The sequence below is a fragment of the Pseudonocardia zijingensis genome, assembly GCF_042657305.1.
In the GTDB taxonomy this organism is placed as follows: Bacteria; Actinomycetota; Actinomycetes; order Mycobacteriales; family Pseudonocardiaceae; genus Pseudonocardia; species Pseudonocardia zijingensis.
In genome coordinates this window covers 508,175-534,621 of sequence record NZ_JBHSKO010000003.1, presented here as the reverse complement: position 1 = coordinate 534,621, position 26,447 = coordinate 508,175, and the positions used below count along the sequence as shown (strand labels likewise).

The window sequence follows — 26,447 nt, the reverse complement described above, 5'->3', positions numbered from 1 at the left end:
CCCACCTCCTCGTGGCAGGGTATGTCCTGACAAAGTGTTGACAGGTGTGGCGGGTCAGAGTACACCTGGGCGGCGTGTCCGGCGTCACCTCCGGCACGGACCGAAGGGGAGGCACATGGCGCACGAGGTCCTCACCATGGGTCGCATCGGGGTGGACGTGTACCCGCTGCAGACCGGGGTGTCGCTGCGCGAGGTGCAGACGTTCGGCAAGTACCTCGGCGGCAGTGCCACGAACGTGGCGGTGGCAGCGGCCCGGCACGGCCGGCGCAGCGCGGTGATCAGCCGCACCGGGCAGGACCCGTTCGGCGAGTTCATCCACGACGCACTGCAGGGCTTCGGCGTGGACGACCGGTACGTCACGCCGGTGCCGCACCTGCCGACGCCGGTGACGTTCTGCGAGATCTTCCCGCCCGACGACTTCCCGCTGTACTTCTACCGCTTCCCGAAGGCACCCGACCTGGAGATCCACACCGACGAGCTGGACATGGACGCCGTGCGCGGGGCGGGCATCTTCTGGGTGACGGGCACGGGGCTGTCGCAGGATCCGAGCCGCGAGGCCACGCTCGCCGCCCTGCGGGCCAGGGCGAAGGCGGGGATCACGGTCTTCGACCTCGACTACCGCCCGATGTTCTGGCCCTCCCGCGATGAGGCGCGCAGCTGGTACCGGGAGGCGCTGCCGCACGCCACGGTGGCCGTCGGCAACCTCGACGAGTGCGAGACGGCGGTCGGCACGCGGGAGCCCTACGCCGCGGCGGAGGCGCTGCACGCCGCGGGTGTGCAGCTGGCGGTGGTGAAGCAGGGGCCTGCAGGCGTCCTCGCCTCCGACGGCACCACGCAGGTGGTGGTGCCCCCGGTGCCCGTCGAGGTGGTCAACGGGCTCGGTGCGGGCGACGCCTTCGGCGGTGCGCTCTGCCACGCGCTGCTCTCGGGATGGGACCTGGAGCGCTCCATGCGGTTCTGCAACGCCGCGGGCGCGATCGTCGCGGGCCGGCTGGCCTGCGCGGAGGCGATGCCCACGACCGAGGAGGTCGAGGCCGTGCTCGGGGAGGCCGTCGGTGCAGGCTGACCGGTTGCAGGAGCTCGTGGAGCTGCGGGTGCACCGCCCGGAGGCGGTGGCCGAGGCCGCGCGGCGCCGCCGCAGGCCCGGCTCCCTGCTGGGTGAGCACGGCAGGCTGATGATGATCGCCGCCGACCACCCGGCCCGGGGTGCGCTGCGGGCGGGTGAGCGGTCACTCGCGATGGCCGACCGCGGGGACCTGCTGGACCGGCTGTGCCTCGCGCTGTCGCGGCCCGGCGTCAACGGGGTGCTCGGCACCCCGGACGTGATCGAGGACCTGCTGCTGCTCGGTGCGCTCGACGGGAAGGTCGTGGTCGGCTCGATGAACCGCGGCGGCCTGGCCGGCACCGCGTTCGAGATCGACGACCGGTTCACCGCGTTCGACGCCGCGAACATCGCCGCCGCCGGGTACGAGGGCGGCAAGATGCTGGTCCGCATCGACCCGGAGGACCGGGCCACGGCGGCCACGCTCGAGGCGTGCGCGCGGGCGGTCGGCGAGCTCGCGGGCCACCGGCTGATGGCGATGGTCGAGCCGTTCATCTCCCACCGCGTGGACGGCCGCGTGCGCAACGAGCTCACGCCGGAGGCCATGATCCGCGCCTCCACGGTGGCGGCGGGCCTCGGCACCACGTCCGCCCACACCTGGCTGAAGGTCCCGATCGTCGACGAGATGGAGCGTGCGATGGCCGCCACCACCCTGCCCGCGTTGATCCTCGGCGGGGAGGTGACCGAGGACCAGGACGCGGCGTTCGCCAGCTGGAGCAAGGCGCTGGCTCTGCCCACGGTGAAGGGCCTGGTGATCGGCCGGTCGCTGCTCTACCCGCCGGGCGACGACGTGGCGGCAGCGGTCGACACGGCGGTGGGGCTGCTGTGAACGAGCGGTTCATCGTGCGGGAGGGCGAGTCGGCCGAGGAGCCGTTCTCCCTGGTCATCACGCCCAAGACAGCGGGCTGGGAGTACAGCAGCCTGCGCATGCTCGAGCTGCCGGCCGGCGGATCGGCGGAGTTCGACACCGGGGCGGACGAGATGGTCCTGCTGCCGCTGTCCGGTGGGGTCCAGGTGTTCTGCGAGGGGCAGAAGATCGAGCTGGTCGGCCGGCGCAGCGTGTTCACCCGGGTGACCGACTTCGCCTATCTCCCGATCGACACGCACGTGATGGTCGTCTCCCGCGACGGCGGCCGGTTCGCGCTGCCCGGCGCAAAGGCCACCCGCAAGCTCCCCGCTCGGTACGGCCCGGCGGAGGGCGTCGCGGTGGAGTTGCGCGGCGCGGGACAGGCCAGCCGGCAGGTCAACAACTTCTGCAACCCGCAGACCTTCGACGCCGACAAGCTGATCGCCGTGGAGGTGCTCACGCCCGGGGCGAACTGGTCGTCCTTCCCGCCGCACAAGCACGACGAGGAGCGCGAGGGCGAGGCGCAGCTCGAGGAGGTCTACTACTTCGAGGTCGACCGCGACGGCCCCGCCTACCAGCGCGTCTACACCTCGGGGCCGGGCCGGGAGATCGACGTGTGCGCGGAGGTGCGCACCGGCGACACCGTGCTCATCCCCTACGGCTGGCACGGCCCGTCGATGGCCACGCCGGGCTACGACCTCTACTACCTCAACGTCATGGCCGGCCCGAGCCCGGACCGGGCGTGGCTGATCTGCGACGACCCGGCGCACGCCTGGGTGCGCGGCACCTGGGACGACCAGGAGGTCGATCCGCGCCTCCCGCTCACCACGACGGAGGAGAAGCAGCAGTGAAGCTGACCGTGGCCCAGGCCGTCGTGCGGTTCCTCGCGAACCAGTACAGCGAGCGCGACGGAGAGCAGCACCGGCTCGTGCCGGGGTGCTTCGGCATCTTCGGGCACGGCAACGTGGCCGGGCTCGGGCAGGCGCTGCTGGAGGCCACCCGCACCGGCGTCGACCTGCCCTACCACCTGGCTCGCAACGAGCAGGGCATGGTGCACACGGCCGTCGGCTACGCGCGGATGTGCAACCGCCTCCAGGCGATGGCCTGCACCGCATCGATCGGCCCTGGTTCCACGAACATGGTCACCGGGGCCGCGCTCGCGACCACCAACCGGATCCCGGTGCTCCTGCTCCCGTCGGACGTGTTCGCCACCCGTGTGGCGAATCCGGTGCTGCAGGAGCTGGAGGACCCCCGCACCCACGACATCTCGGTCAACGACGCGTTCCGGCCGGTCTCGCGGTTCTTCGACCGGGTGTGGCGGCCCGAGCAGCTGCCCTCGGCGCTGCTGGGCGCGATGCGCGTGCTCACCGACCCGGCCGAGACCGGGGCCGTCACGATCGCGCTGCCGCAGGACGTGCAGGCCGAGGCGTACGACTGGCCCGACGAGCTGTTCGCGCCGCGGGTGTGGCACATCCCCCGCCCGGTGCCCGAGCCCGCCGCGCTGGCCCGGGCCGCCGAGCTGATCCGCTCCGCGCAGCGCCCACTCGTGGTGGCGGGCGGCGGCGTGCACTACAGCGAGGCCACCGAGGCCCTGCGGCGGCTCGCCGAGGCCACGGGCATCCCCGTCGGGGACACCCAGGCGGGCAAGGGCGCTCTGCTGTGGGACCACCCGCAGGCCGTCGGCGGCGTCGGCTCCACCGGGTCACCGGTGGCGAACAAGCTTGCCCGCGAGGCGGACGTCGTGATCGGCGTCGGCACCCGCTACAGCGACTTCACCACCGCCTCGCGCACCGCGTTCCAGCACCCGGACGTGCGGTTCGTGAACCTCAACGTGGCCGCGTTCGACGCGGCCAAGCACGCGGGCGAGATGCTCGTGGCCGACGCCCGCGCCGGGCTGGACGCCCTCACCGAGGCCCTCGCCGGCTACCGGTGCTCCTCCACCTGGGACGTCAGCGCGTGGAACCGCACGGTGGACGAAGCCTTCCACCTCGGCAACCAGCCGCTCCCGGCGCAGACCGAGGTGCTCGGCGCCCTCAACGAGGAGATGGCACCCACCGACGTCGTGGTGCAGGCGGCCGGGTCGATGCCCGGCGACCTGCAGATGCTGTGGCGCGCCCGCGACGCGAAGCAGTACCACGTGGAGTACGCCTACTCCTGCATGGGCTACGAGATCGCCGGGGCGCTGGGCGTCAAGATGGCGGCGCCCGACCGCGAGGTGTTCGCCCTGGTCGGCGACGGTTCGTACCTGATGATGGCGAGCGAGATCGTCACCGCGGTGTCCGAGGGGATCAAGCTCAACCTCGTGATCGTGCAGAACCACGGGTTCGCCTCGATCGGGGCGCTGTCGGAGTCGGTGGGCTCGCAGCGCTTCGGCACGGCGTACCGCTACCGCGATCCCGCCACCGGCCTGCTCGACGGCGCCACGCTGCCGGTCGACCTCGCCGCCAACGCCGAGAGCCTCGGCGCCGAGGTCATGCGGGTGCGGACCATCGAGGAGTTCCGGGCGGCGATCGCGCGCTCCCGGGCGTCCGAACGCACCACCGCGATCCACGTGGAGACCGACCCGCTCGCCCCCACGCCCGACTCGGAGAACTGGTGGGACGTGCCGGTGGCCGAGGTCTCCCAGCTCGACACCACCACCGCAGCCCGCAAGACCTACGAGGCCCAGAAGGCGAACCAGCGCCCGCTGATCGGAGGCACCCCCCGATGAGGACCGTCACGCACTGGATCGGCGGCAAACCCGCCACCGGCGAGTCCACCCGCACGGGACCGGTCTGGAACCCGGCCACCGGCGAGCAGCAGGCCGAGGTGCTGCTCGCCAACCGCGCCGACGTCGACGCGGCCGTGCAGGCCGCCGCCGCGGCGTTCCCGGGCTGGTCGCAGTCGTCGCTCTCACAGCGCACGAAGATCCTGTTCAACTTCCGGGAGCTGGTGAACTCCCGCATCCAGGACCTCGCCGAGATCATCTCCGACGAGCACGGCAAGGTCGTGTCGGACGCCCGCGGCGAGGTGCAGCGTGGCCTCGAGGTGATCGAGTTCGCCTGCGGGATCCCGACGCTGCTCAAGGGCGAGTACTCCGACCAGGTGTCCACCGGGGTCGACCTGTTCTCGTTCCGCGCGCCGCTGGGCGTCTGCGCCGGCATCACGCCGTTCAACTTCCCGGCCATGGTGCCGATGTGGATGCACCCGGTGGCGATCGCCTGCGGCAACACGTTCGTGCTCAAGCCGAGCGAGCGCGACCCGAGCGCGTCGCAGCTGGTGGCCGAGCTCTGGGCCGAGGCGGGACTGCCCGACGGCGTGTTCAACGTGGTGCACGGCGACAAGGAGGCCGTCGACGCGCTGCTCGACCACCCGGACGTGGCGGCGGTGTCGTTCGTGGGGTCCACTCCGATCGCGCGGTACATCCACGAGCGCGGCACGGTGAACGGCAAGCGCGTGCAGGCGCTGGGCGGGGCCAAGAACCACGCCGTCGTGCTCCCGGACGCGCCGATCGACTACGCCTCCGACCACCTGGTGGCGGCCGCGTTCGGGTCGGCGGGTGAGCGCTGCATGGCGATCTCGGCCACCGTGGCCGTCGGCGGTGCGGCCGACGAGCTCGTCGCCGCCGTGAGCGAGAAGGCCCGCGCGGTGAAGGTCGGCCCGGGCCGCGAGCCCGACAGCGAGATGGGCCCGGTGGTCACCGCAGCGGCCAAGGAGCGGATCGCCGGGCTGATCGGCAGCGGTGCCGAGCAGGGCGCCGAGCTGGCCGTCGACGGGCGTGGGCTCACCGTGCCCGGCCACGAGAACGGCTTCTTCATGGGCCCCACGGTGATCGACCGCGTGACGCCCGGGATGGACGTCTACCGCGAGGAGGTCTTCGGCCCGGTGCTGTCGGTGGTGCGCGCCGACGACGTCGACGCCGCGATCGCCCTGATCAACGCCAACCCGTACGGCAACGGCACCGCGATCTTCACCTCGTCCGGCGAGGCGGCGCGGCGGTTCCAGCGCGGCGTGAACGTCGGGATGATCGGGATCAACGTGCCGATCCCGGTGCCGATGGCCTACTACTCGTTCGGCGGGTGGAAGGACTCGCTGTTCGGCGACAAGCACATCCACGGCCCGGAGGGCGTGTCGTTCTACACGCGCGCCAAGGTCGTGACGTCGCGGTGGCCGCACGTGGAGCACGCCACCGGCGCCAGCTACCACTTCCCCACGGCGACGTGACCATGGCCGGCCTGGAGAAGCTCACCCTGGGCACCGCCCCCGACTCCTGGGGGGTGTGGTTCCCGTCCGACCCGCACCAGGTGGGCTGGCAGCAGTACCTGGACGAGATCGCGCAGGCCGGCTACCTGTGGACGGAGCTCGGCCCGTCCGGCTTCCTGCCGCAGGACCCGGCGCGGCTGCGCGACGAGCTCGACGCCCGCGGTCTACGGGTCTGCGGCGGCACGATCTTCGCGGGCCTGCACCGCGGCTCCGAGGCGCTCGAGGACGCGGTCGAGGCGTGCGGCAAGGAGTCCCGGCTGCTCACCGCCCTCGGCGCCCGCCACCTCGTGCTGCTCCCCGAGCAGTACACGGACATGCACACGGGCAGCACCGTGCAGCCCGGCGACCTCGACCCGGAGCAGTGGAAGAACCTCACCACCGGCTACGACCGGCTGGGGAAGATCCTGCAGGAGGAGTTCGGCGTCGACCTGGTCTTCCACCCGCACGCCGACACGCACGTCGACACCCAGGAGCGGGTGGAGCGGTTCCTCACCGACACCGACCCGCGCTACGTGAACCTGTGCCTGGACACCGGGCACATCTCCTACTGCGGCGGGGACAACACCGCGATCGTCGAGCGGTTCGGCGAGCGGGTCCGCTACGTGCACCTCAAGCAGGTCGACCCGGCGGTGCGCGAGCGGGTGCGGGCCGAGAAGCTCTCGTTCGCCGAGGCCGTGCCCCTCGGCGTGATGGTCGAGCCCCCGTACGGCGAGCCCGACATGCCGCCGCTGCTCGACGCGCTCGCCCGGCTGGACGTCGACCTGTTCACCGTGGTCGAACAGGACCTGTACCCGGTGGAGCCGCACATCCCGCTGCCCATCGGCGCCCGCACGGCCGGCTACTTCCGGGGCTGCGGGCTCGGGCCCGTGCGCCGGTGGCCCTATTGACCCATCCCCAGCCCGCCCCTGCGGGCCGGCTGTCGCACTGGAAGGAAGCTCAACGATGAGTACCAGGAAGACGATGCGTGTGCTGGCGGTGGCCGCGGCGCTCGGCGTCGCGCTGGCCGCGTGCAGCAGCCAGGGTGGCGCACAGCAGGAACAGGGCGGCGGCGAGGCCGCCGGTGGCAACGTCGGCGGCGAGCGCTACACGATCGCCATGGTCACCCACGAGCAACCGGGTGACACGTTCTGGGACCGGATCCGGGCCGGCGCGGAGGACGCGGCACGCGCGCACAACGTCGAGCTGAAGTACTCGAACGGCGCCCAGGCGCCCGAGCAGGCCACCCTGGTGCAGAACGCCATCGACAGCCAGGTCGACGGGCTCGCCGTGACGCTCGCCCAGCTCGAGCAGGTCGGTCCGGCGGCGAAGGCGGCCGCCGACCGCGGCATCCCGGTGGTGGCGTTCAACGCGGGCAAGGACGACTACGAGCGGTTCGGCGCGAAGATGTACTTCGGGTCGGACGAGACCCTCGCCGGCCAGGCCGCCGGGGAGCGCCTCGCCCAGGACGGCGCCCAGAAGGTGATCTGCGTCGTGCAGGAGCAGGGGCACGTGGCGCTCGAGGCCCGCTGCGCAGGCGTGCAGTCGAGCTTCCCGAACACCGAGAACCTCTACGTGCAGGGCACCGACCTGCCGTCGGTGCGGTCGACGATCGGCGCGAAGCTGCAGGAGGACCCGTCGATCACGCACATCATCGCGCTCGGCGCTCCGTTCGCCCTCACCGCGCTCGAGTCGGTGGGTGACGCGGGGAGCCAGGCGAAGGTGGCGACGTTCGACCTGAACGTCGACGCGGCGAAGGCGATCCAGGAAGGCCGGATCATGTTCGCCGTCGACCAGCAGCCCTACGTGCAGGGCTACATGGCCGTGGCGTCGCTGTGGCTGAACCTCACCAACGGCAACGACCTCGGCGGCGGTGGCCCGGTGCTCACCGGCCCGTCCTTCGTCGACTCGACCAACATCGAGCAGATCGTCGGCTACGCGCAGAACAACACGCGCTGAACCCCTCCGGGGGGAGCCCGCCGGGCTCCCCCCGGGTCCACCTGACCCTCCCTGGAGCGGGCCATGAGTTCACCCGTTGCGACCCAGCCGTCCCCGCCCACACCGGCGGCCGAGTTCGAACGTCCCCAGAAGTCGCTGCTGTCGAAGGTGCTCACCCGCCCGGAGGTCGGGTCGTTCGCGGCGGCGATCGCGATCTTCATCTTCTTCTTCGTGCTCGCCGAGCCGTTCCGGACGCTCCCGGCGCTGTCCACCGTGCTCTACGCGAGCTCCTCGATCGGCATCATCGCCGTCGGGGTCTCCCTGCTGATGATCGGCGGTGAGTTCGACCTGTCGGCAGGCGTGTCGGTGGTGACCGGCGCGCTCACCGCGTCGATGCTGAGCTACCAGTTCAGCGCGAACCTGTGGGTCGGGGTGTTCGTCAGCCTGGTCGTGATGCTCGCGATCGGGTTCTGGAACGGCTACCTGGTGGTGAAGACGGGCATCCCGAGCTTCCTGATCACGCTGAGCACGTTCTTCATGTTGGCGGGCATCAACCTCGGCGTCACCAAGCTCGTCACCGGCACCGTGGCCACCCAGAACGTGGCCGACATGGACGGGTTCGCCTCCGCGCGGGCGATCTTCGCCTCCGAGTTCGCGGTGGGCGGGGTGACCATCCGGGTCACCGTGCTGTGGTGGATCTTCTTCGTGGCGCTCGCGACGTGGATCCTGCTGCGCACCCGCGTCGGCAACTGGATCTTCGCCGTCGGCGGCAACGCGGCCAGCGCCCGCGCGGTCGGTGTGCCGGTCGACAAGGTGAAGATCGGTCTGTTCATGGGCGTGGCGTTCGTGTGCTGGTTCTACGGGATGCACATCCTCTTCGCGTTCAACACCGTGCAGTCCGGGCAGGGCGTCGGCAACGAGTTCCTCTACATCATCGCGGCGGTGGTCGGCGGCTGCCTGCTCACCGGCGGGTACGGCTCGGCGATCGGCGCCGCGGTCGGCGCCTTCATCTTCGGCATGACCACCCAGGGCATCGTCTTCGCCGGCTGGGACCCCAACTGGTTCAAGTTCTTCCTCGGCGCGATGCTCCTGCTCGCGGTCCTGCTCAACCTCTACGTCAAGAACTACGCCCTCAACCGCAGGAGCTGAGCGCCATGACCGACACGATCGTGGAGCACGCCGACCGGGACCTGAAGGTCGGCACACCGCTCGTCGAGATGCAGGCCGTCGGGAAGCTCTACGGCGCCATCCGGGCCCTGGAGGGCATCGACCTCACCGTCAACGCCGGCGAGGTGGCCTGCGTGCTCGGCGACAACGGCGCGGGCAAGTCCACCCTGATAAAGATCATCTCCGGGCTGCACCCGCACACCGAGGGCACGCTCAAGGTGGACGGCCAAAAGGTGCACTTCAGCTCGCCGCGCGAGGCGCTCGACCACGGCATCGCCACCGTCTACCAGGACCTCGCGGTGGTCGGCCTGATGGAGGTCTGGCGCAACTTCTTCCTCGGATCGGAGATCCGCAAGGGGAACTACCCGCTGGCCCCGCTGGACATCAAGGGCATGCGGGAGATCGCCGACGCCGAGCTGCGCAAGATGGGCATCGTCGTCAAGGACATCAACCAGCCCATCGGCACGCTGTCCGGCGGGCAGCGCCAGTGCGTGGCGATCGCCCGGGCGGTGTACTTCGGGGCGCGCGTGCTCATCCTCGACGAGCCCACGGCCGCGCTGGGCGTCAAGCAGTCGGGCGTGGTGCTCAAGTACACCGCGGCGGCCCGCGACGCCGGGCTGGGCGTCGTGTTCATCACGCACAACCCGCACCACGCGTACCTGGTGGGCGACCACTTCGTGATCCTGAAGCTGGGCCGCCGGGTGCTGGACAGGAAGCGGGCCGAGGTCTCCCTCGAGGAGCTCACGGCCGAGATGGCGGGTGGGCAGGAGCTCACCGAGCTGTCCCACGAGCTCAAGCGCTGAGAAGGGACCCCATTCGTGGCACTCAACGTCGGCGTCATCGGCACCGGCATGATCGGACAGGACCACATCAGGCGGCTCACCTCGGTGCTCTCGGGCGCCCGGGTCGCCGCGGTCACCGACGTGGACCCCGCCCGCGCCCGCTCGGTCGCCGACGGGGTCCCGGGCGCCGTCGTGCACCACACCGGGCAGGACCTGATCGAGGACCCGGGAGTCGACGCCGTCGTCGTCACGTCGTGGGGCCCGACGCACGAGGAGTACGTGCTCGCCGCGATCGCCGCGGGCAAGCAGGTGTTCTGCGAGAAGCCGCTCGCCACCACCCGCGAGGCGTGCGACCGGATCGTGGACGCCGAGGTCGCGGCGGGGCGGCGGCTCGTGCAGGTGGGGTTCATGCGCCGGTTCGACCCGCAGTACCGGGAGATGAAGGCCGTGGTCACCGGCGGGGAGATCGGGGCGCCGCTGCTCATGCACGCGGCGCACCGCAACCCGTCGGTGCCGGACTTCTTCACCAGCGACATGACGATCAACGACAGCACCGTGCACGACATCGACGTGGCCCGGTGGATGTTCGACGACGAGATCGCCGCCGTCACCGTCCTGAAGGGGCGCGTGAGCCGCAAGGCGAAACCGGGCTTCCACGACCCGCTGCTCGTGGTCCTGGAGATGCGCGGCGGCGTGCTCGTCGACGTCGAGGCGATGGTCAACGCGGGCTTCGGCTACGACATCCGCGGCGAGGTCGTCTGCGAGGACGGCACCGTCGAGCTGTCCGAGAGCGCGGGCGCCGTCGTGAAGCACGCGGGCCGCTACGCCGGGCGCGTGCCCGCGCACTGGAAGGAACGCTTCGCCGCCGCCTTCGACCTGGAGCTGCAGGCCTGGGTCGACGCCGTCTCGGCAGGCGGCACCACCGGCCCGAGCGCGTGGGACGGGTACGCGGCCACCGTCGCGTGCGAGACCGGCCTCGCGGCCCTGCACAGCGGCAGGCGCGAGGAGATCGTCCTGCGGGAGCGGCCCGACCTCTACGCGAAGGAGCCGGTGGCGTGAAGAAGCTGGGCATCGGCGTCGCGGGCATCGGGCGGATGGGCCGCATCCACGCGGCCGACCTCGTCTCCCGCTGCGCGCGCGCCGGCCTCGCCTGCGTGTACGACGCCGACGGCGACCGCGCCGCCGCGCTCGCAGCGCAGCTGGACGTGCCGGCGGCAGCGAGCTTCGACGAGCTGCTCGAACGCAGCGAGGCCGTGGCGATCGCCACCCCGACCGGCACCCACGCCGAGCTGTCCGTGGCCGCCGCCAAGGCGGGCACGCCGGTGTTCTGCGAGAAGCCGGTCTCGCTCGACCGCGCTGCCACCGTGGCCACGCTCGAAGCCGTCGAGGCCGCGGCGGTGCCGTTCCAGGTCGGTTTCCACCGTCGGTTCGACCCGGACTGGGTGGCAGCGGCCGAGCGGATCGCCGCGGGCGAGCTGGGCGAGGTCACCCTCTTCCGCACGTCGCTGCGGGACATGAACCCACCCGACCCGTCCTACCTCGCGGGCTCCGGCGGCTTCTTCGTCGACGTCACCGTGCACGACCTGGACGTCGCGCGCTGGCTCGTCGGCGAGGTCGTCGAGGTCAGCGCGCACGGCACCGCGTCGGACCCCGCGTTCGCCGAGCTCGGCGACATCGACACCGCCGTGGTGGTGCTGCGCTTCGCGAACGGCGCGCTCGGCGTGATCGACAACAGCCGCGGCGCCCGCTACGGCTACGAGTGCTCCACCGAGGTGATGGGCACCCTGGCCACCGCGCGGATCGACAACCCGCACCGCCACGGCCTCGAGTGGCGCACGCCCGGCGCGGCCACCCGCGACCTCGTGCACGACTTCGAGGAGCGCTACCCCTACGCCTACGCCGCCGAGCTCGACGCGTTCGCCGACTGCGTCCGCACCGGCGCCGCGCCGCGCGTCACCGGCCGCGACGCGCTGGCCGCGTTCGACCTCGCCGTGGCCGCCGACGAGTCGTGGCGCACCGGCCGCCCCGTCGCCGTCAACCAGGGAGTGACCCCATGAGCACCCACCGGATCGCCGGAGCCCCGATCTCCTGGGGGGTGTGCGAGGTGCCCGGCTGGGGCTTCCAGCTGCCGCCGTCGCGGGTGCTCGCCGAGATGCACGCCGTCGGCCTCGCCGCCACCGAGCTCGGTCCCGACGGGTTCCTGCCGTCAGACTCGGGCGCCATGACCGACGTGCTGGCCCGCCACGACCTGCAGGCCATCGGCGGCTTCACGCCGCTGCTGCTGCACGTGCCCGGCCGGGACCCGGTGCCCGAGGTCGAGAAGCTCCTCCCGACCTACGCCGCCACGGGCTCCGACGTGCTCGTGCTCTCCGCCGTCACCGGCCTCGACGGGTACGACGCGCGCCCCGACCTGGACGCCAGGGGATGGCGCGTGCTGCTCGGCAACCTCGACCGCCTCGACGCCCTCGCCGCCGAGCACGGCGTGAAGGCCGTCCTGCACCCGCACGTCGGCACGATGGTCGAGAACGGCGAGGAGGTGCAGCGCGTGCTCGACGGCTCCTCGATCTCCCTCTGCCTCGACACCGGCCACCTCCTCATCGGAGGCACCGACCCGGCCGAGCTCACCCGCCAGGCGCCGCACCGGATCGCGCACACCCACGTCAAGGACGTCGACCTCGGCCTCGCCCGCCAGGTGCAGTCCGGGCGGCGCACCTACACCGAGGCCGTCCGCAAGGGCATCTACCGCCCCGTCGGGCAAGGCGACGTCGACTTCGCCGCGATCGTCGAGCACCTGCGCGGCGACGGCTACCCCGGCTGGTACGTGCTCGAACAGGACACGATCCTCACCGAGGAACCCCGCGGAGAGGGCCCGCTCACCGACGTGCGAAGCTCCGTCACCGCGCTACGCGAGCTACTCGGCGCCCCAACGGAGTGACGCAGGACTCACCTCCGAGCGACACACTCAGGGCCGCTGGGACGATAGTCCGCAGAGCGGTCGACACCGAGGCTCCGAGGGGGGTCATCCCAATGATCAATATTTCTGTGTCCTCGCGGTCGCTGGCGGCCGCCCGCCGGGTCGACCCGAACGTCTCCCCGGCCGCGGTGCACGCCGCCGTCGAGGCGGCGATCGCCGAGCACACCCGTGAACAGCGGCGACGCCCGGTGCAGCCCGCAGAAGAACTCGAGGGCCCCGACGCATAGCCGTACGAACGGCACTCCCGTCCGATAGAGCGGTACGGGGGTGCCGTTCGTACGCATCAGCGGGGCGGGGCCGTGGTCCCCCGGACCACCAGGTGCGGAGTCAGCACCACCTCCACCGGGTCGGTGCGGTCCCCGTCCAGTCGCTCCACCGCAGCCGTGACGGCCTGCCGGGCCTGTTCGGCGGCCTCCTGGCTCACCGTCGTGAGGTCGATGTGGGCGAGGCGGGCCAGCTCGCCGTCGTCGTAGCCGATCACCGACACGTCCTCGGGCACCCGCACGCCCGCGCGGAGGAAGACGTCGAGGAGGCCGATGGCGCACCGGTCGTTGGCCGCGATCACGGCCGTCGGGAGGTCCGGCTCGGCCAGCAGCACCCGCGCCGCGGCCGCACCCGCCGCCTCCACCGGGCCGCCGGGCAGGACGCGGCCGTCGAGGCCGTGGCGGCGCAGGGCGTCGAGGAAGCCGGCCCGGCGGTCGGCCGCCATGGCCGCCTCGCCCCCGTCGACGTGGACGATCCGCCGGTGCCCGAGGCCCACGAGGTGGTCGACGGACTCGCCGACGCCCGCCTCGTCGGCCACCCGCACGACGTCGAAGCCGTCGGGTGCGACGTGCCGCGACACCACGACGACCGGGGCCCGCGCCCCGAGCGCGGCAAGGTCGGCCACCGGCATCTCGGGGGCGACCAGCAGCACGGCCTCGCAACGCATGTCGAGCAGGGCATCCACCACGCGGGCCTCGTCGGACACGGGGGTGATCGCGCTGAGCGCCACGGCGTACCCGCGCTCGTCGGCCGCCACCTGCACCTCCTCGGCCATCTCGGTGCGGAACGCGTCGCGCAGGAGCACCGGGACGCCGAGCAGCCGGGTGCGGCGCCGGGCGAGGAGGCTCGCGGTGCGATCGGCCCGGTAGCCGAGGCGCTCGGCGGCCGCGAGCACGCGCTCGCGGGTGTGGGCGCTGGGTCCGGGCACGTCACGCAGGACGAGCGAGACCGACGCGGTGGAGACGCCCGCCTCGGCGGCGACGTCCTCCAGCCGGGGTCTGCGGTGCACGTCCACCCCCTTGACAGCCCTCGACGACCCGGGGATCGTAGCCGCACGGCTAAAGCGCTTTAAACCCTTCGGGAGCCGCCATGGCAACGACGCACGCACCCGACACCCGCTGGACCGAGGCCACCTGCCGCCTCGAGGACCTCCTGGCCGTGCTCGCCGATCGCACCGATCCGCGCGCGTACCCGATCGCCACCGAGGTCGTCTCCGAAGTGCTCGTCTACGACGCCGGCCGCCTGCGCGACGCCCCGGCCGACGCGGCACGGGACGAGCTCGTGCGCGCCTTCTCCGACGGCCCCGGTGTGGTCGTGGTGCGCGGGGCGTACCCCGACCCCTCCGTGGTGCACCGCGCCACGGCGGCGTTCGAGGAGATGATCGCCGCGCAGCGCGCGAGCGGGGCGGTGGCAGGGGACCACTTCGCGAAGCCCGGGGCGAACGACCGTGTCTGGAACGCGCTGGAGAAGCTCGCCGTGCACGCGCCGGACGTCTTCGTCGAGTACTACGCCAACCCCGTGCTCGCCCTCGTGTCCACGGCCTGGCTGGGCCCGGGCTACCAGGTGACCTCGCAGGTGAACGTCGTGAACCCGGGCGGGGCCGCCCAGGTCGGGCACCGCGACTACCACCTGGGGTTCCTGCCACCCGCGCGCATCGAGCAGTTCCCGGCGCACGTGCACGCCCTCTCCCCCGTGCTCACGCTGCAGGGCGCGGTGGCGCACACGGACATGCCGGTGGAGACGGGACCCACCATGTACCTGCCGCACTCGCAGAAGTACGGGCCCGGCTACCTCGCCACGGGCCGCCCCGAGTTCGCCGAGCACTTCGAGCGCCACCACGTGCAGCTGCCCCTCGTCACCGGCGACGCCGCGTTCTTCAACCCGGCCGTGATCCACGGCGCGGGGACGAACCGGTCGGCGGACGTGCGTCGGATGGCCAACCTGCTGCAGGTCTCCTCGGCATTCGGGCGGGCGATGGAGAGCGTCGACCGCGACCGGATCTGCCGTGCCGTGTACCCCGCGCTGCGCGCCCACCCGGCGCCCGAGCACGCCGTGGCCGCGGCCGCCGAGGGCTACCCGTTCCCCACGAACCTGGACCGCGACCCACCGGTCGGCGGGCTCGCCCCGCCCAGCCAGGCCGACCTGGTGCGGCAGGCACTGGCCGAGGGCTGGTCGCCCGAGGAGTTCGAGGCGGCGCTCACCGCGCACACCGACCGGCACCGGACCGCGTGATGGGCCTCCTGGAGGAGCGCGTCGTGCTGGTCAGCGGCGGCACGCAGGGCGTGGGCGCCGCGGTCGCCCGGGCCGCGGCCCGCGAGGGCGCCGCCGTCGTCGTCACGGGGCGGCGGCCGGAGCCGGGCGAGAAGCTCGTCGCGGAGCTGCGCGGGGGCGGCGCCGACGCGCGCTGCGTCCCCACCGACGTGGCGGACGTGGCGCAGGCGCAGGCATCGGTGGCTGCCGCGGTGACGGCGTTCGGCCGCGTCGACTCGCTGGTCAACGCGGCCGGGCTGACGTCGCGGGGCACGCTCGTGGACACCACCCCCGAGCTCTTCGACGAGCACGTCGCGATCAACCTGCGGGCACCGTTCTTCCTCATGCAGGCGGCGGTGCGCGACATGCTCCGCCGGGGCAGCCCGGGCACGATCGTCAACATCATCTCCTCGTCGGAGCTGGGCGGACAGCCCTACCTGGCCGCGTACGTCGCGGCCAAGGCCGGGCTGGCCGGGCTCACCCGCAACGCCGCCCACGCCCACCGCTTCGACCGGATCCGGATCAACGGTCTCGACATCGGCTGGACCGACACCGAGGGCGAGGACGCCACCCAGCGCCGCTTCCACGGCGCGGGCGACGGCTGGCGCGAGGAGGCGGGCCGGAAGCTGCCGATGGGCAGGCTCGGGCAGGTGGACGAGATCGCCGACTTCGTCGTCTTCCTGCTCTCGGACCGCAGCGGCGTGGTCACCGGCTCGGTGATCGACTGGGACCAGAACGTGTTCGGAGGGCTGGACTGATGCGCCTGGGACTGATCGGGCTCGGCCGGATCGGCGCCTTCCACGCGCAGACGCTCACCGACCTGGCGGCGATGGACTCGCTGGTGGTCACCGACGCCGTGCCCGCGCTCACGAAAGAGGTGGCCGAGCGGGTCGGCGCGCAGCCGGCCGGCTCGGTGGCCGAGCTGCTCACGGCGGGCATCGACGGCGTGCTGGTGGCGGCTGCCACCGACACCCACGCCGAGCTCGTGGGTGCCGCGGTGGACGCGGGGCTGCCGGTGTTCTGCGAGAAGCCGCTCGCCCGCGACCTCGCGGAGGCCGTCGCCGTGGCGCGGCGGGTGCAGGACTCGGGCGTGCCCGTGCAGATCGGTTACCCGCGCCGCTTCGACCCGGCGTTTCTGGCCGGGCGCGCGGCCGTGGAGAGCGGCGAGCTCGGCGCGCTGCACACCGTGCGCTCCACCACGCTCGACCCGGCGCCGCCGCCGGCCGCCTACCTCGCCGGGTCCGGCGGCATCTTCCGCGACTGCGCCGTGCACGACTTCGACGCCGTCCGTTGGGTGACCGGCCGCGAGGTCGTCGAGGTCTACGCCACCGGCTCCGACCGCGGCGACCCGCTCTTCACCGGGATCGGGGACGTGCACACGGCCGCGGCGATCCTCACCCTCGACGACGGCACGCTCGGGGTGGTCTCCAACAGCCGGGGCAACCCGCGCGGCTACGACGTGCGCCTGGAACTGCACGGCACCGCCGACTCCGCCGCGGCAGGGCTCGACGACGGGCTGCCGCTGCGCTCGCTCGACCCCGGCGTCACCTTCCCGGCAGGCCCGCCGCACACCTTCTTCATGGACCGGCTCGCCGCGGCGTTCCGGGCCGAGCTGGCCGCGTTCACGGAGGTGGTGGCCGGCACCCGGCCGAGCCCGTGCACCGTGGAGGACGCCCTGGAGGTGGCATACATCGCCGAGGCCGCCACGCTGTCGCGGCGCGAGCACCGCCCCGTGCGGATCGAGGAGGTGCGTGCGGCGGCGTGATCATGATCCGGTAACGTCATCCCGACGAGAAGTCGGGGAGGACGATGCGCGGCAACCTGTTCGCCGTGGCGGTGGACCTGGTCGTGCTGACGGTGCGGGACGGCGCCCTGTGCGTGCTGCTGCGTGAGCGCACGGCACCGCCGTTCGCCGGGGAGCCCGCGCTGCCCGGCGGCTTCGTGCAGGCCCGCGAGGATCTGCTCGACGCCGCCTCCCGCGAGCTCGCGGAGATCGGGCTGGCCATCGAGGGCCACCACCTGGAGCAGCTCGCGAGCTACGCCGCACCCGACCGCGACCCGCGCGGCCGGGTGCTCACCGTCGGGCACCTCGCCCTGGTTCCCGACCTCCCCGAGCCACCCGGCGAGGGCGCCTGGACGCCCGTGGAGAAGGCGGGCGACCTCGCGTTCGACCACTCCCGGATCCTCGCCGACGGCGTGGAGCGGGCCCGGGCGAAGCTCGAATACACCACCCTCGCCGCCGCGTTCTGCCCTGCCGAGTTCACGATCTCGCAGCTGCGTCGGGTGTACGAGGCCGTGTGGAGCACCGAGCCCGACCCGCGCAACTTCTCGCGCAAGGTCACCTCGACCCCCGGCTTCCTCGTGCCGACCGGGGAGAAGGTGAGCTCCGGGCGAGGCCGGCCGGGGCAGCTGTTCCGCCGGGGCCCGGCCACCGCGCTGCACCCACCGATGCTGCGGGACCACGCCGGGCTCCCGGCCTGACGCCCCGGCCCGGCCAAGCGACGCGACGCCCCATCCCCGGCGAGTCTCCCGTCTCGCTGGCCGAGTCCCCCGTTCTGCGGGCCGAGATCTCAGATCGTCGGCGCGTACGCCGCGAGCCCGTCGAGCAGCATCCGACTCCCCTGCTCCGACATGTCCCGCGCCTGGGCGCTGTCGCACGCCTGGGACACCACGATCTCGGTCTTCCCGTCGACCGCGGTGAGGTCGACGACCATCGCGGTGGACGCGCCGCCCGGGAGGTCCATCAGCACCTCGAGGTGCTCGTTCTCGACGACCTCGCCGTAGGTGCCGGTGAGCGGGAACTCCTGGCCGTCGGGGGTGGCCATCGTGGCCTTCCACGCGCCGCCGGGCCGCACGTCGAGGGAGATCGTCGGGAGCACGGCGCCGGACCACTGCGCGTAGTGCTCGGGCTGGGTCCACGCGGCCCAGACGTTCTCGACGGGGGCGTCGAGCACGCGGGACAGGCGGTAGGTGTACTCGGCGGTGGCGCTCATCGTCATCTCCTCGTCCGCGGGCCCCCGGAGCGGGGCCGTCGGAGAGTGGACCAGGCCGGGCCGCCGACCTGAGCGGCCCTCGCCAGTGATGGCGGTCACACGGCCGTTCAGAAGCGGGGGTGGTCTCCCGCCATCTCCACCGTGCCGCTCCCGCCCCGGCGCACCTCGCCGAGCACCCAGGCCGGGACGTGCCGGGCGGTGAGCACCGCCAGCGCGCGGTCGACCTCGTCGGCGGGCAGCACCGCCACCATGCCGACGCCCATGTTGAACGTCTTCTCCATCTCCGCGCGCTCGACGCGGCCGCGGGTGGCGATCATCTTGAACACCGGCGCCGGGGTCCAGCTGCCGCGCTCGACCACCGCCTTGACGCCGTCGGGCAGGATCCGGGCCAGATTGCGGGCCAGCCCACCACCGGTGATGTGCGCGAACATCCGCACGCCGGTCTCCGCGGTGAGCGCGAGGCAGTCGCGCGCGTAGATCCGGGTGGGGGCGAGCAGCTCCTCGCCGAGGGTGTGGCCGAACTCCTCGACGTGGCCCTCGAGCGGCAGCCGTGCGATGTCGAGCAGGACGTGGCGGGCCAGCGAGTAGCCGTTGGAGTGCAGGCCCGACGAGCCGAGCGCCACGAGCACGTCGCCGGGGCGGATCCGGTCGGGGCGCAGCATCTTGGCGGCCTCGACGATGCCCACGCCGGTGCCGGAGATGTCGTAGCTGCCGGCCTCCATCAGGCCGGGGTGCTCCGCGGTCTCGCCACCCAGCAGCGCGCAGCCCGCCTGCTGGCAGCCGTCGGCGATGCCCTTGACGATCGAGGCGATCTGCTCGGGGACGACCTTCCCGACCGCGATGTAGTCCTGTATGAACAGCGGCTCGGCGCCGCAGACGACGAGGTCGTCCACCACCATCGCCACCAGGTCGAGCCCGATGGTGTCGTGCTTGTCGAGCGCCTGCGCGATCGCGACCTTGGTGCCCACACCGTCGGTGGACGAGGCGAGCACCGGCTCGGTGTACTTGCCGAGCTTGAGCGCGAACAGGCCGGCGAACCCGCCGATGCCGCCCATCACCTCCGGGCGGCTCGCCTTCTCCGCGTACGGGCGCAGGGCGTCCACGGCGTCCTCACCGGCTTCGATGTCCACGCCGGCGGCGGCATAGCTGGCGCCTCTCCCCGTGGGTCGGGCGGTGCTCGGCGGCATGGTGGTGGCACTCCTGACGTCGGTTCGGCGGCACGCGCCGCCGGGGTTCTGGTGGGGTCCGGGTTCAGGGCCGGCCGAGCGCGTCGGCGGCGCCGTACCCGACCGAGAGCGGCCCGGGATCGCCCGACGCGGCCCCGGACGTGTCCTCCGGTACGGCGAGCTCCTCGAGCAGGTGCTTGCCGAGCCGCGCCTCTTCGGGCAGCGGGATCGGGTACTCGCCGGTGAAGCAGGCCGTGCACAGCCTGCTGCGCGGCTGCTCGCTGGCCGCGACCATCCCCTCGACGGACACGTAGCCGAGCGTGTCGGCGCCGATGGACCGGCGCACGCCCTCGGTGTCGAGCCCGCTCGCGACGAGCTCGGCCCGCGTGGCGAAGTCGATGCCGTAGAAGCAGGGCCAGCGCACCGGCGGGGACGCGATCCGCACGTGCACCTCGACGGCCCCCGCCTCGCGGAGCATGCGGACGAGGGCGCGCTGGGTGTTGCCGCGCACGATCGAGTCGTCGACGACGACGAGGCGTTTGCCGCGGATGACGTCGCGCAGCGGGTTGAGCTTGAGCCGGATGCCCAGCTGGCGGATGGTCTGGCTGGGCTGGATGAAGGTGCGCCCGACGTACTGGTTCTTGACGAGGCCCTGGCCGTAGGGGATGCCGGAGCCCTGCGCGTACCCGATGGCCGCCGGGGTGCCGGACTCCGGCACCGGGATCACCAGGTCGGCCTCGACGGGGTGCTGCTCGGCGAGCCTGCGCCCGATCTCCACCCGCGCCGCGTGCACCGAGCGCCCGGAGATGGTGGTGTCGGGCCGGGCCAGGTAGACGTACTCGAAGACGCAGCCCTTGGGTTCGGGGGCGGCGAAGCGCGAGCTGCGCAGGCCACCCGCGTCGATGGCGATCAGCTCACCCGGCTCGACCTCGCGCACCACCGAGGCGCCGACGATGTCCAGGGCCGCGGTCTCGCTCGCCACGACCCACCCGCGCTCGAGGCGGCCCAGCACCAGCGGCCGCACGCCGTACGGATCGCGCGCCGCGTAGAGCGTCTGCTCGTCGGCGAACACCAGCGAGAACGCGCCACGCACCCGCGGGAGCAGGCGCAGCGCCGCCTCCTCGACCCCGGTGTCGGCGGCGGTGACGGCCAGCAGCTCGCTGATGAGGTCGGAGTCGGTGCTCGCCTGGATCGCCCCGCGATCGGCGCGCTCGTCGGCGCGGGCCGCCCGGATCTCGTCGCGCAGCTCGGCACTGTTGACGAGGTTGCCGTTGTGGCCCAGCGCGATCCCGCTACCGGTGGCCGTGGTGCGGAACGTGGGCTGCGCGTTCTCCCAGGTGGTGGAGCCGGTGGTGGAGTACCGGCAGTGGCCCACGGCGAGGTGGCCCTTCAGCGAGGACAGCACCTGCTCGTCGAACACCTGGCTGACCAGCCCGAGGTCCTTGAAGACGACCATCCGCCGCCCGTCGGACACGGCGATGCCCGCCGATTCCTGGCCGCGGTGCTGGAGGGCGTAGAGCCCGTAGTAGGTGAGGTTGGCGACGTCCTCCCCCGGGGCCCACACACCGAAGACCCCGCACTCCTCGCGCGGCTCGGGCTCGTGGCCGAAGGGGTCTGTTTCCGGGTTGCGTTCGGTCGGCTGCTCGTTCCGTGCGGAACTCGGGCCCACAACACGCTCCTCGCGCAGACGGCACAGACGGCGGCTCAGGCACGGCCCCGCCGCTCAGCGCCCGATGCTACGCCGTGCGAGCTCCGGGACCCACTCTCCGGGACCCGCATCACCGAACCATCTTCCCTGCCCGACGTCGGCGCCGAGCTCGGCGAGGCGCTGCGCCTGCACGGGGGTCTCCACCCATTCGGCCGTGACCTCGAGGCCGAGGGCGTGGGCGAGCTCGACCAGCGCCCGGACGATCGAGGAGTCGGTGGGGTCGGCGGCCGGGTTGCGCAGCCCGTCGATGAACGACCCGTCGATCTTCAGCACCTGGACGGGGAGCCTGCGCAGCCAGGCGAGGCTGGAGTAACCGGTGCCGAAGTCGTCCAGGGCGATCCGGACGCCTGCGTGCCGCAGCTCGCTGAGCGCGTCGAGCACGAGGAGCTCGTCGCCGAGCACGGCCTGCTCGGTGATCTCCAGCTGGAGCAGGTGCGGGGGCAGCCCGGTGTCGGTGAGCACCTGCGCGACGTCGTGGACCCAGGCCGGCTCGGCCAGCTGCACCGGCGAGACGTTCACGCTGACGAACGGCGCCTCGTCGCCCAGCTCCCGCCACCACGTGGCCGCCTGCTCGCACGCCGCCCGCAGGATCCAGCCCCCGAGCGGGACGATCGCGCCGCTCTGCTCGGCGAGCTCGATGAACCGGCCGGGCCCCACGATGCCGTGCTCGGGGTGCTGCCAGCGCACCAGCGCCTCCGCACCGCGGACCTTGCCGTCGGCCAGCCGCACCAGCGGCTGGTAGACGAGGCGGAACTCACCCCGGTCGATCCCCCCGCGCAGGCCGGAGAGCAGGGAGAACCGCGTGGCCTCCGCTGTGTCCCGCTCCGGGTCGTAGACCACGCGCCGCCCGCCGCCGAGCGCCCGGGCCCACCCGCGGGCCACGTCGGCCGCGCGCAGCAACTCGGTGGCGCTGCCGCGGGCGGTGCCCGTCTCCGCCACCCCGATGCTGGCCGAGACGACCAGCGGCTGCCCCTCGACGTGGAACGGCGTGGCCAGCGCGTCCTGGAGCCGGTCGGCGAGGGCGCTCATGGCCGCGCCGTCCGGCGGGTCGGCTACCAGCACGATGAACTCGTCGTCGCCCGTGCGGCACACGACGCCGTCGCCCGCCGCGAGGTGCAGCCGCCCCGCCACGCCGAGCAGCAGCCGGTCGCCGATCTGCGGGCCGAGCTCGTCGTTGACCGCGTGGAAGCCGTCGAGGTCGAGGGCGCAGAGCCCGACGCGCGCGGGTCCGCCAGCGGAGAACGCCCGGCGCAGCCACTGGTCGGCCACGGCCTGGTTGGGCAACCGGGTGAGCTGGTCGGCGAAGGAGGTCTCCCGCAGGCGCGACCACAGCCGATGGCGGTCCGACACGTCCTCGACCAGCCCCGTGACGTGGGAGGGCGTGCCGTCCGCCGCGAGCACGAGCGAGGCCGTGACGTGCACCCACATCACCCGCGAATCGGCCCGAACGAGCCGCATCTCCATGCGCACGACGTCGGGATCCCCGCCACTCGCGAGGCGCTTCAGGCGCTCGACGACGTCGGCCATGTCGTCGGGGTGCACGAAGTCCGACAACGGCCGCGGCTGGTCGAGCGGACCCTCGAGGCCGTACATCCGGCAGAGGGCCGGGTTGAGGTCGAGCACCCTCCCGTCGAGCGACACGATGCCGATGCCCACGGCGGCCTGGTCGTACACCGCGCGGATGTAGCGCCCGTCCAGAGCGGGCGCCGGGCCGGGCGCGGCGGGACCGAGATCGTCGCGGCCGACGGGGATCCGGTCGCGCAGGGCGCCCACGATCCCGGCGACCATCTCGTCGAGCGCCCCGGTCAGACGCCGTTCCGCATCGGGACCCTGCAGCCCGAACGCGTCCGGGACGTCCCGGCGCAGCAGCCGCAGGCTCGGCACCACGAGACCCTCGAAGTCGGGGGCCGCCGGGTGCTCCACGGCGCCGCGGCCGCCCGCGCTGACCAGCTCGGCGCCGATCGCCCGCGCGGCGAGCGGCCAGAACGGTTCGGCACGCAACACTGCGGCGAGCATGCGCAGCAAGGTGGCCAGGTGCGCGGCCGCACCCGGGTCGTCGGGATGGGTGATCCCGGCCCACCGCGCGGCGAGCAGCTCGACCCGGTCGCCCTCGACGGAGCGCAGGGACCGGCGCGCGGTCGCGTCAGGGGATGCTTCGACGGTCTCGGGAAGGCTGCGCGGTGCAACCACGCGGCTACCTCCTGTCGCCCGTTCGGTCCGTCTCGCCCCTGATCGGATCAATCTTCCGTCCACCGACCCGGTTCGCGCCACCTGGGCGTGTTCGCATTCACCGGAGCGAGCGGCACATTAGTGCCGGCTCACGGCGGCGGCAGGAGCCGCGCAACCTCGCCGCTGCGTGTGCCCGACGCGTGGAGAACCCCCTCGGCAAGTGCCGCCTCCCACGTGGTGCGGCCCGTCACCAGCTCGAGCCAGGTGCGCACATCGGTTTCGACGACGTTCGGCGGGGTGCCCCTACCGTGCCGCGGGCCTTCGACGCACTGGATGGCTCCGAACGGCGGTATCCGCACCTCCACGCTGTGGCCCGGCGCAGCTGCGGCCACCGCGGCCAGGCTCTCCTTCACGGCCGCACGCAGCACCGCACGGTCGGGTGGGGGGCCGCTGCCGCCCAGCCAATCGAGTACGGCGGAGGCGATCCGGGTGCCGCTGAGTCCTCCCTGCACCCGCCGAACGGTAATCGATCCGGAGTGGACCTGCCCTTTCGGACAGGTGTGGTACACGTTCGGCCCAGATCGGCCGCGCCGATCAGCCGAACAACGCCGGAAGGGTGCCCTCCCAGGCGGCACGCAGGTCCGCCAGCGGGAGTTCGCCCACCCCGTCGACGGACAGGGCGGACCCGCCCGTGGTGCCGATCTCCCGTGCCGGCACACCGGCGTCCGCGGCCAGGGAGAGCAGCTCGGCCAGGCTCTCCGGGGCCACGCCGACGAGCACGCGGCCCGCCGACTCGGAGAAGAGCGCGACGAACGGGTCGAGCGGTGGGAGCTGCACGGCGGCGCCGCGACCGCCCACGAGGCACGCCTCGACGAGGGCCTGCGCGAGCCCGCCGTCGGACAGGTCGTGCGAGCCGCTGAGCAGCCCGGCCCGTGCTGCCCGCGCGATCAGGTCGGCGAGCCGGGCCTCGGCGGCCAGGTCCACCGCGGGTGGGCGGCCACCCAGGTGCCCGTGCACGACGTGGGCCCACTCGCTGCCGCCGAGCTCCTCGCGGGTGTCACCGAGCAGCACGATCGCGTCGCCGTCGCGCCGGAACCCCGACGGCACGCGCCTGGCCACGTCGTCCAGCACGCCGAGCACGCCCACCACCGGCGTCGGCAGGATCGCGCGCTCCCCCGTCTGGTTGTAGAAGCTCACGTTGCCGCCGGTGACCGGGATGCCCAGCTGCGCGCACCCGTCGGCGAGCCCGCGCACGGCCTGCTGGAACTGCCACATCACGTGCGGGTCCTCCGGCGAGCCGAAGTTGAGGCAGTTGGTGACGGCCACCGGCACCGCGCCGCTCGAACCGACGTTGCGGACCGCCTCGGCCAGCGCCAGCTGCGCCCCCGCGTACGGGTCGAGCGCCACGAACCGCGCGTTGCAGTCGGTGGCCACCGCGATGCCCCGCCCCGTGGCCTCGTCGATCCGCAGCACCCCGGCGTCGGCGGGCTGCGCGCCGACGGTGTTGCCGCGCACGTAGCGGTCGTACTGGTCGGTGACCCAGGCCCGGCTGCACAGGTTCGGGCTCGCCGCCATCCGCAGGACCTCGGCGCGCAGCTCGCTCGGGGCGGCCGGCCGGGGCAGGCGGTCGGGGACGTCGGCGACCAGAGCGTCCTGCCGGTCGGAACGGGCCACGGGGCGCTGGTAGACCGGGCCCTCGTGCGCGACGGTGCGCGGCGGGACGTCCACCACGGTCTCGCCGTGCCAGTCGATCACGAGCCGGGTGCCCGCGGTGACCTCGCCGATCACCGCGGCCAGCACGTCCCACTTGCGGCACACCTCGAGGAACGCGTCGACGTCCTGCGGGCGCACCACCGCGCACATGCGCTCCTGCGACTCACTGGAGAGGATCTCCGCGGGCGTCATGCCGGTGGCGCGCAGCGGCACGGCGTCCAGGTCGATGTGCATGCCGCCGTCGCCCGCGCTCGCGAGCTCCGACGTGGCGCAGGACAGGCCCGCCCCACCCAGGTCCTGGATGCCCACCACGAGACCCGCGTGGAACAGCTCGAGGCAGCACTCGATGAGGACCTTCTCGGTGAACGGGTCGCCGACCTGCACCGACGGCAGCTTCTTGCGGCCGGTCTCCTCACCGAAGGTCTCCGACGCGAGCACCGACACCCCGCCGATGCCGTCCAGCCCGGTGCGCGCCCCGAACAGGATGATCTTGTTGCCGGTGCCCGACGCGAAGGCCAGGTGCAGGTCCTCCTTGCGCATGGCACCCACGCACAGCGCGTTGACCAGCGGGTTGCCGAGATAGCTCTCGTCGAAGACCACCTCGCCGCCGATGTTGGGCAGGCCGAGCGAGTTGCCGTACCCGCCCACCCCCGCGACCACGCCGGGCAGCACGCGCGCGGTGTCGGGCGCGTCGGCCGGCCCGAACCGCAACGGGTCGGCCACCGCCACCGGGCGGGCCCCCATCGCCATGATGTCGCGGACGATCCCACCCACGCCGGTGGCCGCACCCTGGTACGGCTCCACGTACGACGGGTGGTTGTGCGACTCCACCTTGAACGTGACCGCCCAGCCGTCGCCGATGTCGACGACGCCCGCGTTCTCCCCGATGCCGGCGAGCATCCGCTCACGCATGGCGTCGGTGGTGGTTTCGCCGAAGTAGGCCAGGTGGACCTTCGAGGACTTGTAGGAGCAGTGCTCGCTCCACATCACCGAGTACATCGCCAGCTCGGCGTCGGTGGGCCTGCGTCCCAGGATGTCCCGGATCCGGGCGTACTCGTCGTCCTTGAGGCCCAGTTCCCGGTAGGGCTGCGGCTGGTCGGGCGTGGCGGCGGCGTTCTTGACGGTGTCGGCGGCCGGCTGAGGCGTCACAGCTGGT

General features: G+C 72.9%; 24 protein-coding genes. 17 read left to right on the top strand and 7 right to left on the bottom strand.

Annotated elements, in window-relative coordinates:
* Positions 1-115 precede the first annotated feature (115 nt).
* The 13 genes from iolC to ACFPL3_RS09475 all read left to right on the top strand — a co-directional run bounded on the left by iolC (position 116) and on the right by ACFPL3_RS09475 (position 13,255).
* Complete coding sequence (gene iolC / locus ACFPL3_RS09535) at positions 116-1,066, top strand: 5-dehydro-2-deoxygluconokinase (protein WP_343946246.1); 951 nt, start codon at positions 116-118, stop codon at positions 1,064-1,066.
* Positions 1,056-1,931, top strand: a complete 876-nt coding sequence (locus ACFPL3_RS09530) for a Cgl0159 family (beta/alpha)8-fold protein (RefSeq protein ID WP_343946247.1) — start codon at positions 1,056-1,058, stop codon at positions 1,929-1,931. The genes iolC and ACFPL3_RS09530 overlap by 11 nt, the downstream gene beginning before the upstream one ends.
* Complete coding sequence (gene iolB, locus ACFPL3_RS09525) at positions 1,928-2,800, top strand: 5-deoxy-glucuronate isomerase (protein WP_343946248.1); 873 nt, start codon at positions 1,928-1,930, stop codon at positions 2,798-2,800. Before ACFPL3_RS09530 ends, iolB begins: the two co-directional genes overlap by 4 nt.
* Entirely contained in the window at positions 2,797-4,659 is a 1,863-nt protein-coding gene (iolD, locus tag ACFPL3_RS09520) for a 3D-(3,5/4)-trihydroxycyclohexane-1,2-dione acylhydrolase (decyclizing) (RefSeq protein WP_343946249.1), read from the top strand. Before iolB ends, iolD begins: the two co-directional genes overlap by 4 nt.
* A complete protein-coding gene (locus ACFPL3_RS09515; protein ID WP_343946250.1) occupies positions 4,656-6,152 on the top strand; it encodes a CoA-acylating methylmalonate-semialdehyde dehydrogenase in 1,497 nt (498 codons plus the stop codon). Before iolD ends, ACFPL3_RS09515 begins: the two co-directional genes overlap by 4 nt.
* 2 nt (positions 6,153-6,154) lie before the next feature.
* Entirely contained in the window at positions 6,155-7,078 is a 924-nt protein-coding gene (locus ACFPL3_RS09510; RefSeq protein WP_343946261.1) for a TIM barrel protein, read from the top strand.
* Between the two features lie 55 nt (positions 7,079-7,133).
* Entirely contained in the window at positions 7,134-8,126 is a 993-nt protein-coding gene (locus ACFPL3_RS09505) for a substrate-binding domain-containing protein (RefSeq protein WP_343946251.1), read from the top strand.
* A gap of 63 nt (positions 8,127-8,189) precedes the next feature.
* Positions 8,190-9,254 (top strand): ABC transporter permease, encoded by a 1,065-nt coding sequence (locus ACFPL3_RS09500; protein WP_343946252.1) that lies wholly within the window; start codon positions 8,190-8,192, stop codon positions 9,252-9,254.
* 5 nt (positions 9,255-9,259) lie between these two features.
* Positions 9,260-10,075 carry an ATP-binding cassette domain-containing protein gene (locus ACFPL3_RS09495; RefSeq protein WP_343946253.1) on the top strand — a complete coding sequence of 272 codons (816 nt, stop codon included), beginning with the start codon at positions 9,260-9,262 and terminating at the stop codon, positions 10,073-10,075.
* Positions 10,076-10,090: 15 nt separating this feature from the next.
* A complete protein-coding gene (locus tag ACFPL3_RS09490; RefSeq protein ID WP_343946254.1) occupies positions 10,091-11,113 on the top strand; it encodes a Gfo/Idh/MocA family oxidoreductase in 1,023 nt (340 codons plus the stop codon).
* Positions 11,110-12,111, top strand: coding sequence for a Gfo/Idh/MocA family protein (locus ACFPL3_RS09485; RefSeq protein ID WP_343946255.1), 1,002 nt, complete (start codon positions 11,110-11,112; stop codon positions 12,109-12,111). Before ACFPL3_RS09490 ends, ACFPL3_RS09485 begins: the two co-directional genes overlap by 4 nt.
* Positions 12,108-12,989, top strand: a complete 882-nt coding sequence (locus ACFPL3_RS09480) for a sugar phosphate isomerase/epimerase family protein (protein ID WP_343946256.1) — start codon at positions 12,108-12,110, stop codon at positions 12,987-12,989. The genes ACFPL3_RS09485 and ACFPL3_RS09480 overlap by 4 nt, the downstream gene beginning before the upstream one ends.
* 92 nt (positions 12,990-13,081) lie before the next feature.
* Positions 13,082-13,255 carry a type II toxin-antitoxin system CcdA family antitoxin gene (locus ACFPL3_RS09475; protein ID WP_343946257.1) on the top strand — a complete coding sequence of 58 codons (174 nt, stop codon included), beginning with the start codon at positions 13,082-13,084 and terminating at the stop codon, positions 13,253-13,255.
* A gap of 56 nt (positions 13,256-13,311) precedes the next feature.
* Here ACFPL3_RS09475 and ACFPL3_RS09470 read toward each other — a convergent pair whose 3' ends face one another.
* Positions 13,312-14,301 carry a LacI family DNA-binding transcriptional regulator gene (locus tag ACFPL3_RS09470; protein WP_343946258.1) on the bottom strand — a complete coding sequence of 330 codons (990 nt, stop codon included), beginning with the start codon at positions 14,299-14,301 and terminating at the stop codon, positions 13,312-13,314.
* Between the two features lie 80 nt (positions 14,302-14,381).
* Here ACFPL3_RS09470 and ACFPL3_RS09465 point away from each other — a divergent pair, with 80 nt between their 5' ends.
* The 4 genes from ACFPL3_RS09465 to ACFPL3_RS09450 are packed head-to-tail and all read left to right on the top strand — an operon-like array spanning position 14,382 to position 18,023.
* Positions 14,382-15,524 (top strand): phytanoyl-CoA dioxygenase family protein, encoded by a 1,143-nt coding sequence (locus tag ACFPL3_RS09465; protein ID WP_343946259.1) that lies wholly within the window; start codon positions 14,382-14,384, stop codon positions 15,522-15,524.
* Positions 15,524-16,300: an SDR family oxidoreductase gene (locus ACFPL3_RS09460; RefSeq protein WP_379588740.1), complete on the top strand. Its 777-nt coding sequence runs from the start codon at positions 15,524-15,526 to the stop codon at positions 16,298-16,300. Before ACFPL3_RS09465 ends, ACFPL3_RS09460 begins: the two co-directional genes overlap by 1 nt.
* Entirely contained in the window at positions 16,300-17,307 is a 1,008-nt protein-coding gene (locus tag ACFPL3_RS09455) for a Gfo/Idh/MocA family protein (protein WP_343945730.1), read from the top strand. Before ACFPL3_RS09460 ends, ACFPL3_RS09455 begins: the two co-directional genes overlap by 1 nt.
* Positions 17,308-17,351: 44 nt before the next feature.
* Positions 17,352-18,023: an NUDIX hydrolase gene (locus ACFPL3_RS09450; protein WP_343945731.1), complete on the top strand. Its 672-nt coding sequence runs from the start codon at positions 17,352-17,354 to the stop codon at positions 18,021-18,023.
* 89 nt (positions 18,024-18,112) lie between these two features.
* On the opposite strand, the gene ACFPL3_RS09445 is transcribed toward ACFPL3_RS09450, so the two are convergent.
* The 6 genes from ACFPL3_RS09445 to purL form a co-directional block, all read right to left on the bottom strand.
* Positions 18,113-18,535, bottom strand: a complete 423-nt coding sequence (locus ACFPL3_RS09445) for an SRPBCC family protein (RefSeq protein WP_343945732.1) — start codon at positions 18,533-18,535, stop codon at positions 18,113-18,115.
* 107 nt (positions 18,536-18,642) lie between these two features.
* Positions 18,643-19,722 carry a phosphoribosylformylglycinamidine cyclo-ligase gene (gene purM, locus ACFPL3_RS09440; protein WP_343945733.1) on the bottom strand — a complete coding sequence of 360 codons (1,080 nt, stop codon included), beginning with the start codon at positions 19,720-19,722 and terminating at the stop codon, positions 18,643-18,645.
* A 64-nt stretch (positions 19,723-19,786) separates the two neighbouring features.
* Entirely contained in the window at positions 19,787-21,370 is a 1,584-nt protein-coding gene (gene purF, locus ACFPL3_RS09435) for an amidophosphoribosyltransferase (RefSeq protein ID WP_343945734.1), read from the bottom strand.
* Between the two features lie 54 nt (positions 21,371-21,424).
* Complete coding sequence (locus ACFPL3_RS09430) at positions 21,425-23,599, bottom strand: putative bifunctional diguanylate cyclase/phosphodiesterase (protein WP_343945735.1); 2,175 nt, start codon at positions 23,597-23,599, stop codon at positions 21,425-21,427.
* 128 nt (positions 23,600-23,727) lie between these two features.
* The gene (locus tag ACFPL3_RS09425) at positions 23,728-24,090 is read right to left on the bottom strand and encodes a sterol carrier family protein (protein WP_379588734.1); all 363 of its coding nucleotides are present in this window, start codon (positions 24,088-24,090) and stop codon (positions 23,728-23,730) included.
* An 82-nt stretch (positions 24,091-24,172) separates the two neighbouring features.
* Positions 24,173-26,440, bottom strand: coding sequence for a phosphoribosylformylglycinamidine synthase subunit PurL (gene purL / locus ACFPL3_RS09420; RefSeq protein ID WP_343945737.1), 2,268 nt, complete (start codon positions 26,438-26,440; stop codon positions 24,173-24,175).
* Positions 26,441-26,447: the final 7 nt, after the last annotated feature.